The organism is Halorussus marinus, from assembly GCF_004521895.1.
GTDB classification, from domain to species: Archaea; Halobacteriota; Halobacteria; order Halobacteriales; family Haladaptataceae; genus Halorussus; species Halorussus marinus.
Map to the genome: position 1 here is coordinate 310,999 of NZ_SBIR01000003.1, position 13,925 is coordinate 324,923.

At 55.8% G+C, this 13,925-nt stretch carries 12 protein-coding genes; 6 read left to right on the top strand and 6 right to left on the bottom strand.

Annotation, left to right across the window (positions count from 1 at the left end):
- The first annotated feature begins 129 nt into the window (after positions 1-129).
- Both EPL04_RS05720 and EPL04_RS05725 read left to right on the top strand, forming a co-directional pair.
- Positions 130-1,665: a flippase gene (locus tag EPL04_RS05720; RefSeq protein ID WP_134670263.1), complete on the top strand. Its 1,536-nt coding sequence runs from the start codon at positions 130-132 to the stop codon at positions 1,663-1,665.
- A 55-nt stretch (positions 1,666-1,720) separates the two neighbouring features.
- Positions 1,721-3,067 (top strand): nucleotide sugar dehydrogenase, encoded by a 1,347-nt coding sequence (locus EPL04_RS05725; RefSeq protein ID WP_167599428.1) that lies wholly within the window; start codon positions 1,721-1,723, stop codon positions 3,065-3,067.
- Between the two features lie 6 nt (positions 3,068-3,073).
- Here the strand turns inward: EPL04_RS05725 and EPL04_RS05730 are convergent, their stop codons facing one another.
- Both EPL04_RS05730 and EPL04_RS05735 read right to left on the bottom strand, forming a co-directional pair.
- The gene (locus EPL04_RS05730; RefSeq protein ID WP_134670267.1) at positions 3,074-3,892 is read right to left on the bottom strand and encodes a glycosyltransferase family 2 protein; all 819 of its coding nucleotides are present in this window, start codon (positions 3,890-3,892) and stop codon (positions 3,074-3,076) included.
- A 57-nt stretch (positions 3,893-3,949) separates the two neighbouring features.
- Positions 3,950-5,146, bottom strand: a complete 1,197-nt coding sequence (locus EPL04_RS05735; RefSeq protein ID WP_134670269.1) for a sulfatase-like hydrolase/transferase — start codon at positions 5,144-5,146, stop codon at positions 3,950-3,952.
- 123 nt (positions 5,147-5,269) lie between these two features.
- Between EPL04_RS05735 and EPL04_RS05740 the strand changes: the two genes are divergently transcribed.
- The 3 genes from EPL04_RS05740 (at position 5,270) to EPL04_RS05750 (ending at position 8,616) form a co-directional block, all read left to right on the top strand.
- Complete coding sequence (locus EPL04_RS05740; protein WP_134670271.1) at positions 5,270-6,421, top strand: glycosyltransferase family 4 protein; 1,152 nt, start codon at positions 5,270-5,272, stop codon at positions 6,419-6,421.
- A gap of 267 nt (positions 6,422-6,688) precedes the next feature.
- Positions 6,689-7,873, top strand: a complete 1,185-nt coding sequence (locus EPL04_RS05745) for a glycosyltransferase family 4 protein (RefSeq protein WP_134670273.1) — start codon at positions 6,689-6,691, stop codon at positions 7,871-7,873.
- Complete coding sequence (locus EPL04_RS05750; protein WP_134670275.1) at positions 7,870-8,616, top strand: class I SAM-dependent methyltransferase; 747 nt, start codon at positions 7,870-7,872, stop codon at positions 8,614-8,616. Before EPL04_RS05745 ends, EPL04_RS05750 begins: the two co-directional genes overlap by 4 nt.
- Positions 8,617-8,781: 165 nt before the next feature.
- Here EPL04_RS05750 and EPL04_RS05755 read toward each other — a convergent pair whose 3' ends face one another.
- Both EPL04_RS05755 and EPL04_RS05760 read right to left on the bottom strand, forming a co-directional pair.
- Positions 8,782-9,798 carry an NAD-dependent epimerase/dehydratase family protein gene (locus EPL04_RS05755; RefSeq protein ID WP_134670277.1) on the bottom strand — a complete coding sequence of 339 codons (1,017 nt, stop codon included), beginning with the start codon at positions 9,796-9,798 and terminating at the stop codon, positions 8,782-8,784.
- Positions 9,795-10,805, bottom strand: coding sequence for an SDR family NAD(P)-dependent oxidoreductase (locus EPL04_RS05760; protein WP_134670279.1), 1,011 nt, complete (start codon positions 10,803-10,805; stop codon positions 9,795-9,797). The genes EPL04_RS05755 and EPL04_RS05760 overlap by 4 nt, the downstream gene beginning before the upstream one ends.
- A 103-nt stretch (positions 10,806-10,908) precedes the next feature.
- Here EPL04_RS05760 and EPL04_RS05765 point away from each other — a divergent pair, with 103 nt between their 5' ends.
- Positions 10,909-12,174, top strand: coding sequence for a glycosyltransferase family 4 protein (locus EPL04_RS05765; protein WP_134670281.1), 1,266 nt, complete (start codon positions 10,909-10,911; stop codon positions 12,172-12,174).
- Between the two features lies 1 nt (position 12,175).
- On the opposite strand, the gene EPL04_RS05770 is transcribed toward EPL04_RS05765, so the two are convergent.
- Positions 12,176-12,988, bottom strand: a complete 813-nt coding sequence (locus EPL04_RS05770) for an XrtA system polysaccharide deacetylase (RefSeq protein WP_209019576.1) — start codon at positions 12,986-12,988, stop codon at positions 12,176-12,178.
- Positions 12,985-13,749, bottom strand: a complete 765-nt coding sequence (locus EPL04_RS05775; RefSeq protein ID WP_134670283.1) for a formyltransferase family protein — start codon at positions 13,747-13,749, stop codon at positions 12,985-12,987. Before EPL04_RS05775 ends, EPL04_RS05770 begins: the two co-directional genes overlap by 4 nt.
- Positions 13,750-13,925 lie beyond the last annotated feature (176 nt).

Genomic DNA, 13,925 nt, shown 5'->3' on the forward strand with positions numbered 1-13,925 from the left:
CGTAGAGGGGACTGGTATATTAGTAAAAGCCTTGTTCTTCGCACTGAGTTTCGTACGACGGTTTCGTCACCTATTTGGTTCCGTGTCGGAGTTTGCGAGTGAAGAACGGAGCCGCTTCACCGAGTAACTATGAGCGAGGAAGACGACATCCTGCAGTTGGTCAAGGGGAGCGGGGTCCTCCTGTTGGGATACGTCGCGAACTACGGAATCGGGTTCCTCACGCAAGTCGTCATGGCGCGGCAGCTTGGTACCACGGGATACGGTATCGTGACTCTCGGAATGGTCTTCACGAGTTCCGTCACGATATTCAGTCTGTTTGGGCTTCACAAGGGATTCGGCCGGTTCATCCCGCGATTCGACGAAGATAGTCGTAGAGGAGCCGTCGTGCTGCTAGGATTGGCCGTCTCGCTCCCAATCACCCTGACTTTCGCAGCGATATCGTTCATTTTCTCTTCCGATATCGCCCTGCTTCTCTTCAGGGACCCCGACATGGCCCGTCCTATTCGGATTTTTGCACTCGGAATCGTCCCGTTCACGGTACTTCGACTGTCTGTCGGGATATCACAGGGATTGCAGCGCTCCTGGTTCAAGGCTGTGGTTCGGAACATTCTACTCCCGGGTTCACGGTTCGTCTTCGTTATTGTCGTGCTCACTGCGGGTCTCGGCTATCTCGGCATCGCCTGGGCGTACGTGGGCTCGCTTCTTTTCGCAGGCTTCGCTGGCGTCGTCTTCATCCTCCGAAATATTTCGTTCGGCGACGACGCTTGGGATGCGGCTTCGTTCGAACTCGCCCGGCGACTCCTCGTCTTTTCCATTCCGCTCGTGATTACCGCGACGATGACGACGACGCTCCAGAATCTTGACTCGTTTCTCATCGGGTACTTTTCGATACCGGACGATGTCGGCATCTACCGCGCAGCGTACATGATCGCCCAGATGCTCACAGTGTTCTTGGGGACGCTGGGATTCCTGTTCATGCCCATGATGTCCGAACTTCACAGCGACGAACGGGGCGACCGGATGGAAGCGCTGTACCAGACGGTGACGAAGTGGATCGTTGTCCTGTCGGTTCCGTTCGTGCTGGTGCTAGTTACGATACCGGAAATCGTACTGACGGTGGTGTACGGACAGGCGTACACCGAAAGTGCGATCGTACTCGTCGTTCTCGCTTTCGGCTTTCTCCTGCACGCTATCACAGGTCTCAACGACAATACCCTCATCTCCGTGGGGAACTCTCGAGTCGTGATGGTGGACAACGTCGTCGCCGTCCTGCTCAATATCGTCCTGAACGTCGTTTTGATTCCGAGGTACTCGTTCGTTGGGGCGGCTGTCGCAACGGCGATAACGTTCGCTGTAAGAAACGTCCTCTATACGTACCATCTCTACAGGTACGTCGGCATTCTCCCGCAGTATTCTGGAGTGAAACGACACGGAGCGACCATCGTTCTATTCCTCGTAATCGCTCTCGTGATCCGGTGGTTCCTTCCGACGGCCCGTCCCCTTCTGTTGGTCGGCCAACTCGCTCTCTTGCTGTTACTGTACTCGCTCTCGATTCTTAAGATAGGCCTCGTCGAAGAGCGCGAACGCGAGATCCTGACTACTATCGTTGAGGAGAACCCGAAGTTGTTCGCACTCAAGAGGCTGTTTGAACGGTTTGCACCGTAAAACCGGTCCGTTGCTAAACGAAATTCTTAATTGGCACCTCTTGATTGGTGTTGATGTGATTGAGCGCGCATCAGTAATCGGACTGGGGAAACTGGGTGTTTGTTTGGCGGCGACTCTCTCGAACAACGGTATCGATGTTACCGGGGTAGACATCGACGAGCAAGTCGTAAACCAGGTGAATGCCGGCGAAGCGCCGGTGACCGAACCGAAACTGCAGGCGTACATCAATGACGCGAACGCCGAACTGACGGCAACCACACCGACAGAGCGGTCGATAACCGACACTGACATCACCTTTATCGTGGTCAATACTCCATCTACCGAGGCCGGCCGGTACTCCCTCAAGTACGTAGAAGAAGTCTGTGAACTCGTCGGACGGGCCCTCGGGAGGAAAGACGAGTTTCACACCGTCGCCGTGACGAGCACCGTCTTCCCCGGTTCTACAGACGGAGAAATCCGCGATTGGCTCGAAGAGTACTCCGGAAAGACCGCTGGAGAGGATTTCGGCCTCTGTTACAGCCCGGAGTTCATCGCGATCGGTGACGTCATTGACGGTCTCGAAAATCCCGATAACTTCCTCATCGGTGAACTCAACGAGCGAGCCGGAGACGTGGTGGAGGCGATTTACAACGAGATTAACGAGGACGTCCCAGTTGCACGGATGGCCGCAACCGAAGCCGAAATCGCCAAGATGGCCATCAACTCGTACGTCACCATGAAAATTAGTTTCGTGAACACGCTGGCTGAGATCTGCGACGGTGTAGGCGGAAACGTCGACAACGTTACGGAATATCTCGCACTCGATTCTCGTATCAGTGGGAGTTACCTCACTTCTGGGGCGCGTTTCGGCGGGCCCTGCTTCCCCCGAGACAACGTCGCTTTTGCACGACTGGCGGAGGACGCCGGTACGAGAGCCCCGCTGGCGGAGAGCACGGATGCTGTCAACGACCAGCACACGAAGTGGATTGCCGACCGAGTCCGCGAGACGACCTCGGAGGGCGACTCTGTCGGAATACTCGGGATGACGTACAAGCCCGGAACGTATCTGGTGACCGAGTCCCAGGGGATCGAACTCGTTGCCGAACTCGCCGACGATTTCGAGACGAAGTACTACGACCCGATGGGGAACCGACAGGCGGAGTCGGCGACGGACGACGCCGAACCGGTCTTGGGAATGGCCGACTTGCTCCGGGGGACCGACACCGTCGTCGTGGCTACCCCGTGGGAGGAGTTTGAGGAAGCGACCGCGTTCACCGACTGCGAGGTTACGCTCGTCGATCCGTGGCGACTGTTCGAGTCGGAGGAACTTCCCCGCTCCGTCGAGTACGTCCCTATCGGTCGCGAATCGCTCGACAGAACTACCGAGCTGGAGGATCCAGTGCCCCCAGAAACCAACCCGTAACTGCCATCAGAACTGCTCTTTGAGCTTGTACTCGAATGCTTTAACCCGCCCTTCCTGAAGGAGCTTCGTCGCTTTGAGTGCTTTCGCCGCGAAGCGGAGTACCTTCTCCGGAACCCGTTTTTCGAATTCGGGATACTCGTGAACTTCGTGGTACTCCCGCCACCGTTCTCGAAAGAGCCGCTCCATCTCTTCGTCCGTCTCGTGATTCCGGTGGGCTGCCACGAATTTGGGGAGGTGTACCCACTCGTTCTCGCGTTCGAGGAGGTTGGCGAACAGGTGTACGTCGACGATGTACTCCAGTTCCTCGCTGACGCCACCGATTTCGTGGAGCGCATCGGCACGGATTATCGCACCTTGGTTCGAAGCGGGCAGGATTCCCTGTCTCCTCTGAATGAAGCCCGTACCGAAGAACGGTTCCGTGTAGAACAATTTGTTTAGCTCGTTCTCGTTCCCGTCAACGAGGACGATGTCGCCGTACACGATGTCTGTGTTCGGGTTTGCTCGAACCACGTCCTCGAAGGCCTGGAACGCTCCCGGGAGGTAGAAGTCGTCCGTGTTCTGCCACCCGATCCACTCCCCATTTGCCAGTTCAATTCCCTTGTTCACTGCATTTCCAATGCCGTCGTCGGGCTCGGAAATCCACCGAAGCGGATATTCGTCCTCGTACTCGCGCAGAACGTCAAGCGAACCGTCCGTCGATCCACCGTCGACGACGATGTGCTCGTAGTCCTCGAAGTTTTGACTTCGTATCGACTCGATGGTACGCTCTACGTACTCGCGTTGATTGTACGAGGGTGTAACGACCGACAGAAAGGGTTTGCTCATGTTGACTTATTGGGCCGACGCCGAGCTATGTAGTTTCTGGTTCCATCTCCGAGCGTTTCACAGGTATCCAAGGTCGCGAAGATGCTGTTCCGCCTCTTCTCCGATATCAACAGTCTGGCGAACACAAGAGTCCTGTGACGCGTTGGTAATCACCTCTTCGGCCCCCGATTTACTAAAACTCGGATTCCCGTATTGAACGTCGTCCTCGAGATAACTTCGGAGTACCGCGTAAGGGTGGCTACGGAGGTAGTGACGCTTGGGGCTCTTCGCCGCTTTTCCGGCGAGGGCGGCCAATCGTTCCGCCTTGTGGGTGCGGGCGAACACGAATCCCCCTGACCGGTCCCACGCTCCTTCGTACGCAAGCTTGCCCGATAGGAACGGGATGTTCTCCGGAAGCACGCGGTTCCGGTAGAATGACAGTCCGATGGAGGGAGGAGCAGCCCGGCCGAGCGCAACGCCGTCGAAGTCGGTCTCTTCGAAGGGCACGCAGAGAACCTCGAGTATCGTCGGGAACACATCGACGTGACGGATGATGTCTTCGTGAAGCGTTTCGGTATCGAGACTTGGATGGACGAACACCGTCGGGACCCAGATTAGCTCGGGCCGCATCGGTGCGTTGTGGCCGACGGCACCGCCCTCACCTAAAAGCTCTCCGTGATCCGACGTGTAGATGACCAGCGTATCATCAAGTAATCCCTCTTCCTCTAGCGATGTAAGCCGACGCTGGAACTTATCGGCGTCTTCCTGGATCGCTCCTCGATATTCCGTTCGAATCTGATTCGTCTCGTGGTTCTGACTAAAGTATCTGTCCGCAGCGGAGAAAGTTCGGTCGTACGGGGCGTGACCACCCGGTCCACGTTCCATTACCACGAACGGCGACGACAGATCCTCGAACGGATTTTTTACGTTCGGCGGTCGTTCGCGAAGCACCGAGTAGATGGGGTCGACGTTTCCGGATTTCTCGTGGACAGAGTTCAGGAATCGGGTCTGGTATTCGTCCATCTCGAAGAGGGTCGGGACATCGGAATGGACTCGATTCGAGAAGGAAAAGACGCCGTGACTCGGTGGGTAGCGGCCAGTCGCTAGCGAGGCGAAGGACGGCGGACTGTGAATAGAGGCTGCAACGGTTCTAACTACCGTTCCTTCCGACGCAATCTCGCCGGGAAGGTAGTCCCACCTGACCGCATCTCCGACGTACACGAATACGTTCTCTACGTCGAGAGCCTGGAGCGCGTCGCATAGATTATCGACCATACCGAGAAATGTGAATCTTGGGACTTTACTTTACTTATGGCGACCCGTGAATAGTGTCAGTCAGAAACCAACCGTGTCGCGGTATCGAAGGAAGCATATGGTCCGTCTAGTAACTACAAATCGATGAAGATCCTCTACTACGGTTCTACTACCCAGATTCACAGCGGAGCTTCACAGTGGATGTACCGGATGGTTAACGAGATGGAGGAACGTGGACATGAGACAGTCGCTATCTTGCCAAAAGATTCGGGTATCGCCGATTGGTACCACGATTCGGGACTTGAGACACGGTTTCTCTGGTCGAGCCCGATCCGACGGAGGCGGTCACCTATCGGCCAAGTATTTTACCTGTTCCGGAGCCTCGTAGCAGTCGTTTCTCTAGTCTCGATTATCGTCCGTGAAGATATAGACGCAGTTCATGTGAATGAAATAAAGTATCCGCACGGTCTTCTCGCAGGAAAAATTGCTGGCGTAGCAACTGTCTGTCACGTCCGCGCCTACATCGGCTCTTCGATGCTTCGTAGGCTACTCGGAGGATACGTGGCCCTCTTGTCGGACGAGATCGTTTGCGTCTCCGAGCGAACCCGCGAGTATATCTTTCATGATGTTGGAATTCAAAAAGGGAACATCGGGGTGATCCACGATGCAGTTCCCTCCCCGGAACGCTTCGAGGGAATATCGGATTCGTCCGATTTCCGAAAAATGTACGGTGTCGACGAAGACAGCTTCCTCGTCGTTCAGGTGTCGAAACTCGCACGGTTAAAAGGACAAGAGCGACTTCTAGACGTGGCACGACTCGTCGAGGAAACGACGGAGAAGGTAGAGTTTTGTATTGTCGGAGGCGAAATTGACGGACACGAATCGTACGCTACGGAGCTTCGTTCTCGTGCGAAAGATATCGATTCCGTCCACATGGTCGGCTTTCACCCCGACGTTATTGAAGTATTTGCCGCTGCCGACGTCGTCGTTCATCTCCCGAGACACGAGGATCCCTTCCCCGGTGTCGTTCTGGAAGGGATGCTAGCGGGAAAGCCGGTCATTGGTTCCAACAGCGGTGGGATTCCAGAACAAATCGACGTCGGTGAAACAGGCTTTATAGTGCCGAAGGAAGGGAACGCGGACAAAATCGCAGAATACATCCTGAGATTGTATGAAGACGAACAAACCCGCGAACAGATGGGTAGAATGGCCTATGAACGAGTCCGGGAACGGTTTCCGGTCGATGGTTACTTCGACGAGATCGAACGTCTGTACTCGAATCTCCCAACTTCGTAACGGCTGTCGCCTTCCGTATTCGGCGATACCGGAACTCTATCCGGTAATAATTGCACGTCGTGCGTAGAATCAACATCATCCGTCCGCGTCGGATTTCGAGAACGTAATGTTAAAGTCTCGTTACTGGAGTTAGTACGTAGGTAGTCGACACGGCGAACGTGACATATTTACCTCGACAATGGTTTCCAAATTCACAAACTCTCCTACTACGATCGAAGCAAAGTATACTGTTAGAATCGGCAACATTATTACTTTTATATAATAAAGATGAACGACGAAGCTCATATCTGTATGTTCGGTTCGGAGCTCGCTCCGTCGCAGGACGACGTTTATATTGGTGGCTCCGTGGTCAGTGCCGTCAATCTTTCCCGGTATCTCGACGACGTGGGGATGACCGTGTCCGCCTATACGACTCGTCCGAGAGATTGGGAGCAGCATCGACCTCGAATCGAAACAAAGTGGGGCGAGATCAGGGTTGCCGACCTCAATGCCAAAGACGTCGGATCGGTGTGGGACATCACGTCCGTCGCATCGCTGGTTCGGGGACTCGTCGCTCACTGTCGACGCCATGACGTTGACGTTCTCCACGGGCATTCGGGGTTCCCCGTCGTTGCCGCAATCCCCGTCGTCGCAGGTGCGATTCTGGATATTCCTGTGTTTCACTCGTTGTACTGCCCAGTCCCTGACCGAGGAAGTACGGGATTGAAAAAGCGGTTGTCGTCCCCGCTTTTCGCACGCCGTATTCTTGGACGCACCGAACGGACGTTCGCGATGACGGAGAACGTCCACAATTCGCTGACGGACATCGGCCTGACGAACGCGTCGGTTCTGCGGCCGATAGTCGACTGTGATACGTACCACGCCGACCTTTCGGAACCCGAAAGCGTCGAGGTTGAGGCTGACAAACTCACAGTGCTGTTCGTCGGAAATCTGAAACCGGAGAAGGGCCTCCACCACCTCGTTGACGCGGTCGGTGCTATCGCGGACGACGTGCCGTTTCAGTTGATAATCACGACGGAGCGCGACTTCGCTGGCGCCGATGAACGGGAACGCGACATCAGAAACCGAATCGAACATCACGGTCTTGAGGACTCGGTCGACTGGTTAGGGATTATATCCGACATGCCCCAGTTGTTAGCTGCCGCAGATGTACTAGCAGTCCCGTTCACGAACACCGACGGGCCGTCCGATTATCCCCTCGCCGCACTTGAAGCGATGGCGTGTGAGACGCCGGTCGTCGGTTCGGCTGTCGGCGGAATCGAGGAGTTGTTGGAAGACGGTCGCGGAATACTCGTTCCTCCGGCGGATACCGAATCACTGGCGGATGCACTACTGACCGTACAGAGTGGTTCCGGGCCGGACGTACAGGGTGCGAGGGAGCTCGTCGAATCGACGTTCAACTCTGAAGAGATATACAGCCAGATTAGTACTGCGTACAAAGAGCAACTATGAGCGAAAATAAACACGGCGTCAAGGAATTCTACGACTCTGACGCGGAGTCGTACGACGAACGATTCGACTCAGACGGCGGTGAACACGATAACGCTGTCCATCAGGCGATTCTCGATGAGTTCCTCGCGTCGCTTCCCGCCAACACGAGAATAGCTGAATTCGGCTGTGGAACTGGTCGCTTTACGGCACAGACCGTCCGCAGGGGATACGACTCGGTAGCGACCGACCTCTCGAGGGAGATGCTTGACCAGACCCGTAGAGCGACGCAGAGGGATGGCTGCGAAACGCGACTCCAACCGATACAGGCCGACGTGACGAACCTCCCGTACAGCACGGGATCATTCGACGCTGGCGTTATGATAAACGTGCTGAGCCACCTGCCGGAACCAGAGGCCGCATTCGAAGAGATCGGTCGCGTTCTCGACGAAGACGGGGTTTTCCTGTTCAACTATCCTCGATTGTATAGTCTCTACTTTCCGGCGGGGTTGTACGTAAACTACCGGGAGAAGTCACTGTACGCGGACGTGTTCACCCATTGGTATACGGGCCGGGAGATAGAGCGATTACTCTCGCTCGCTGGGCTTTCGGTCGTCGAACGGTACGGGCACGTCCACACGCCGTCGCACATGCTCCCGTTCGGAACCCATCTCATGAAGTGGGTGGACGAACGGTCCCGCCGATTGCCACTTCGAAAACTCGCTCCCATCGAGTTCCTCGTCGTGCAGAAACGCACGTCGCAGTGAGCCTCTGCATTGAATAACGACACTGAGGTATCGTAAGATAGCTTCTGGTGCATTACCCCGTCAAACGTACCCCGGACGCGAACCGAGAACGAAGAAGTCACGACCGGTTGGAAAATCCCGGTCAACTCGCCTAACTGCTCAGTCGCGAAGGAGCCCCGCTACGACCTATCGCTCGTGCAGCAGCGTCTCCAGATTCTTCTGGACGTACGCCTTGTCACGGTTCTTGACGTACCAGTCGATGGTCTCGGCCATCCCGTCTTCGAGGCTGTACTCCGGTTCCCAGCTGAGGAGCTCCTCAGCCCGTGTCGTATCCGCAGCACGATGTCGCACGCCGACCGGCTTGTCGGTCATCCGGTTGATCTCATCGGGTTCCCACCCGATGTAGTCGAAGATGGCCTCGGCCACCTCGTTGATCGAGATGTACTCGGGAATCCCGGCGTTGACGGGCGTGGCGTCCGTGATCTTCTCGTTGGCCAGCACGAGCGCGCTCACGATGTCCGAGACGTAGGTGAAGTTGCGGGTCTGCTCGCCGTCGCCCCAGATCTGGTAGGGGTCTTGTTCGGCGTACGCCTTGGCGATGAGTGCGACGATGGCGTGGGTCTCGTTCTCGCGGGGGCCGTACGCCGTGAAGATGCGGACTGCACTGGCGTCGACACCGTACTGCTCGTGGAACGCCTGCAGGGAGCGCTCGCCCATCAGTTTCGCCCAACCGTACGTCTCGTCGGCGTAGGCACCGCCGCGTTCGTCGAAGCTCACCATGTCCTCCTTCAGGCGGTGTTTCTCCTGCTGGATGTCGGTCGGGTAGGTGCAGGCCGACGACGCGAAGGTGATCTTCTCAACGCCATTCTCGACCGCGGCCTCGAACACCGTGTTGTCCAACGCCATGTTCGTCGCGCAGTTCGCGGGGTAGTTCGAGATGTAGCCCCGACCGCCGTGGTCGGCTGCGAGGTGGAACACGCGGTCAATGCCCTCGGTCGCCTCGTCGGCGAACTCCTTGTATTTGAGGTTCCCGCTCACGACCTCGATATCGTCCCGAACTGCCGCGAGGTTATCGTCAGTGCCGCTGGAGAAGTCGTCGGCGACCCGGACCTCCGCGCCGCGGGAGACGAGGTCCTCGACGAGGTGACTCCCGATGAACGACGCGCCGCCCGTGACCAGGACGCGCTCGCCCTCGAAGCTCATTGGACACCACCTGCTTTCGGAGCAGCCTCCTCGGCCGCCAGTTCTCCTTTCGCCCATTCGTATACTTCCTTGACGCCAACTTCGGGTCGAACTGTGGGTTCCCAATTAAGTGCTTGCTTCATTTTAGTGTCATCGGCAGCGTATTTGTCTGTCCCGGTCGGTTTCGAGAGATCGTGTTCAATGGCGATGTCCTTGCCGGAGATGTCGATGATGGTCTCGGCCAGTTCGTTGATCGTGACCACCTCGTCACCGTTACCGAGGTTGACGGGCTCACCGTCAGCCTTCTTCTCAATAGTCTTGACCATCCCTTTAACGAGGTCGGTGACGTAGATGAACCCGCGTTCCTGAGTTCCGTCACCGAACAACTCGATGGAACCGCCATCGGGTTCCTCAATTACCTTCCGGCACAGCGACGGAATGACGTGGCTGCTGTTAGGGTCGAGGCTCTCGCGAGGTCCGTAGCAATTGAAGATGCGGACCATCGCGGTATCGAGGTCGCAGTCCTCGTGGTACGCCTGGCACGCGACCTCTCCGAGGACCTTCGCCCACCCGTACGTGCTGTGGGGGTTCGCAGGAATAGCCTGATCCTCGCTGAACCGATTAAGGTCGTCGTGCTGCTGGCGATAGATGCAAGCACTTGACGCGAAGAGGAATCGGTCCACGTCGTGGATACGTGCGGCTTCAAGCATGTGTTGGTTCATCAGCACACTCGGGGTAAGGCCCCCGATGTTCTCGCGCTTGATGTAGTGAATTCCGCCGACGCTCGCCGCGAGGTGAAAGACGTGGTCGACGCCTTCGGTCGCCTTCAGACAGCCTTCGCGGGTCGTGAGGTCGGCCGGGACCAAATCAATGTTGCCCTCCAGATGCTCGATATTCTCGATTGAACCGCGAGAGAAATCGTCCGCGACGACGACCTCACAACCCTGTTCGATGAGGTACTCAGTGAGATGGCTTCCAATAAACCCTGCTCCACCAGTTACTAACACAGTTGAATCGTTCCACTTCATAGCTACTCACCCTGACTACACGCTAATATAACTACTGACATCGCGTGTGGGATTTAGACCGAACCCGACAGAATAAGGTAGATCCCGCTATGACGCTCCGACAATGAGTGATTCGGAATCGATAACCATCCTTACGGAGTACTTTTATCCGGAGGAGGCGTCGACTGCGCAACTGTTAACCGAGTTAGCATCTGCACTATCCGACTCATTCGACGTTAGCGTCATTACTGCACTCCCAAACTACCACGACGAAGATCGTAATCAGACCGTTCCTCGTCGCGAACTATACGACGATATCAATATTAGTCGAGTCCGTTCAACCCGATTCGACAAAGATGCAATCACTCTTCGGGTCGTTAATTGGATCTCCTTCGCTGTACTGGTGTTTCTGCATCTCGTCCGTGATCGACGGTCGAACGATGTGAAGCTGGTCCTCTCGAACCCGCCTATCCTCCCGTTCGTCACTTGGCTGTTGAAACGGATTCATGGGACACCGTATGTGTACTTGATATATGATATGTACCCAGATATGCCGATAGAACTCGGAGTCATCACCGAAGACGGATTCGTCGCTCGCCTCTGGGAGCGGGCCATCAGAGCGGTGTACCGCGATGCCGACCGCATCATTGTCCTCGGCGACTCAATGGAAGAGCGACTCGTCGAGAAAATGTCCGACGATCCTGGCTTCGACCCCGAAAAGATCGAGGTCATCCCGAACTGGGAGGACGAGGAGTTCATTGAGCCAATTGAGAAGTCCGAGAACGAATTCGCCCACGAACACAACACTGTCGAGAAGTTCACTTTACTGTATTCGGGTAACATTGGTCGATATCACGAACTGGAGACCGCTATCGACGCAGTATCAACCCTCGAATCTCGCGGACGAACGGACGTACAACTCCTCATCATTGGTGAAGGCGCCCGAAAGGCTGAACTACAGCAGTACACCAAACGAAAGGACGTGAACAACGTACGGTTTCTCCCGTTTCAGCCGATGGAGCGGCTCCCTGAAACGCTCACTTGTGCGGACGCGTCGCTAGTTGGTATTGTCCCGGAGATGGAAGGAATCTGCGTCTCTTCGAAACTCTACTCGTCGCTCGCGACCGGCCAGCCTGTTCTGGCCGTGGTCGGCGCGGATGACGAAGTCGCACAAGTCGTCAGGAACGACGACTGCGGAACGTTCGTCTCACAGGGGGATGCCGAGCGTGCAGCTGACGTTCTCGAGGGGTGGGCCGACAATCCCGAAATAGTCAGCAAACTTGGATCGAATGCCCGTGAGACGTTCGAAAACAACTACACCGTCGGCCATGCGGTCACTGCCTACACCGATATGTTCGAACGACTGTTTAACGAGCGGGCTTCGAATTAATTCACAGTACGTCGCCGATGGGCTTCCAATCGAAGTCCGATAGCAGGCGATCAAGGCGCTCTTTAGTCTTGGCAAGATTTGTGTAGTGGCGGACTCTATACGATAGTGGAAGATCCGAGAATCGCGGCTGATCAGGGTCGAACTCCCACGGATGGAGATAAAAGATGAACTGCCTCTCTGACCCGATTCGTTCGGCGCCGCGGCGATAAATCGGGTATGGTAAAAACCGGAAGTATCCTCCGCCAGCCCACGGAACTTCCGTTCCGGGAAGGTCGAGTCTTGGAAGTTGTGCCTCCACGAGACCGTTATCGAGGTCCACGAATGTCTCCGTCCCCTCGGCCGACAGCGATCCGTATCTGTCGTGGTTCGAGACAGGAAACGAACTCGAATCGTACTCAAACCGGAGGTCTGCGAGTACGTCGATAGCCTCCTCAGTGATGGAAAAGCTCGGAGCCCGATATCCGCGGATCCGCTGATCAATCAGTTCTTCAAGTACATCAAGCGATTGATGAATGTCTTTTCGAACTTCTTCGGTCGACTGTTCGGTCAAAAGCTCGTGATTGTAGCCATGGCTCGCCACCTCGTGTCCACGGGCGTCTATTTCTCTTACGAGGTCTGGAGCACGTTCAGCAACCCATCCGAGAACAAAGAAGGTCGCTTTAGTGTCATGGTCGTCTAGCAGATCTAAGATTTGGCGTGTGTTCTGTTCGACGCGAGATTCACATTCTTCCCACTCGTCCCGGGATACTGCCGGCCGCAGGTTATGTGCGTGGAACCAGTCTTCCACGTCGAACGAGAGCAGGAAGTCACTCACAATAAGCGCCCTCCTCGACGCTGAAATTCCCGGCGTTCTTCGATCGTCGGAAACGAAAAGTACGATCCCTCACCTTCCATCGGGGAGAGCGTAACTTCGTTACAGCTCACGTCGTCAAGCGCCGCCGCTGCCAGACGGCCACCAGTCCGTTTGCCTCGCTGAATCACGTCGTCCAGTGATTCGTTATCGACTGAAAACGTTGTCTGGCGGACAATCTGTCCCTGATCAATCTCCTCCTCCATCGTATGAACGGTGACACCGATTTCATTCTCACCGTGGTAAAGCGCCCAAAACGTCGGGAGCATTCCGCGATATTTCGGGAGTTCCGCGGTATGGACGTTCAGACATCCCCACGAAGGAGCCTGGAGGAGATCCGCGTCGAATATCTCAGGTGCGGACACGGACAGAAGTACGTCCACGTCCCTGTCTTTAATCTCTCCTACGAACTCCTCGGTGTTGACGCTATCAATGTGAGACACTGAAATAGATGCGTTCACCGCGACAGCTTCGACCGAGTACTTGGCCCCCAGTGCGTTCATCGCAGTTCGATACGCGTACCTGATGCCTTGTCGAGCGAAATTTACCGGCCCATAGAGACGATACATCCGACTGGCTAGTTCCGGCAGTGATTCATCGAATGACTGCAGGATGTACACTCGAAAGACTTCAACATCTTCGCTGAGCGCGGAGAAGAACGATTCGAAAAAGAGAGGCATGTAGAACGGATCGTCCTGCGTAACGACCGCCACTCTCGTTGGCATTACGTGTAGGGGCTCTCCAAGAGATATAAAGACTGTCGTTTGCTGTTCAGGCACTGTTCAGATAAGGATGAAGGATGAGGCGGTTCGATTTGCTAGTGATCCATGCCAGAAATCGACCGCCTCAACGGAGCTAGCGACTCGATCGAGTTAGCGTTTATGGAGCGAGAAGCGACACC

Excerpts from the sequence above, each read along its gene's own strand:
- EPL04_RS05740 (WP_134670271.1), top strand. The coding sequence starts at position 5,270 with ATGAAGATCCTCTACTACGGTTCTACTACCCAGATTCACAGCGGAGCT.
- EPL04_RS05745 (WP_134670273.1), top strand. The coding sequence starts at position 6,689 with ATGAACGACGAAGCTCATATCTGTATGTTCGGTTCGGAGCTCGCTCCG.
- EPL04_RS05735 (WP_134670269.1), bottom strand. The coding sequence starts at position 5,146 with ATGGTCGATAATCTATGCGACGCGCTCCAGGCTCTCGACGTAGAGAAC.
- EPL04_RS05750 (WP_134670275.1), top strand. The coding sequence starts at position 7,870 with ATGAGCGAAAATAAACACGGCGTCAAGGAATTCTACGACTCTGACGCG.
- EPL04_RS05720 (WP_134670263.1), top strand. The coding sequence starts at position 130 with ATGAGCGAGGAAGACGACATCCTGCAGTTGGTCAAGGGGAGCGGGGTC.
- EPL04_RS05765 (WP_134670281.1), top strand. The coding sequence starts at position 10,909 with ATGAGTGATTCGGAATCGATAACCATCCTTACGGAGTACTTTTATCCG.
- EPL04_RS05775 (WP_134670283.1), bottom strand. The coding sequence starts at position 13,749 with ATGCCAACGAGAGTGGCGGTCGTTACGCAGGACGATCCGTTCTACATG.
- EPL04_RS05730 (WP_134670267.1), bottom strand. The coding sequence starts at position 3,892 with ATGAGCAAACCCTTTCTGTCGGTCGTTACACCCTCGTACAATCAACGC.
- EPL04_RS05755 (WP_134670277.1), bottom strand. The coding sequence starts at position 9,798 with ATGAGCTTCGAGGGCGAGCGCGTCCTGGTCACGGGCGGCGCGTCGTTC.
- EPL04_RS05760 (WP_134670279.1), bottom strand. The coding sequence starts at position 10,805 with ATGAAGTGGAACGATTCAACTGTGTTAGTAACTGGTGGAGCAGGGTTT.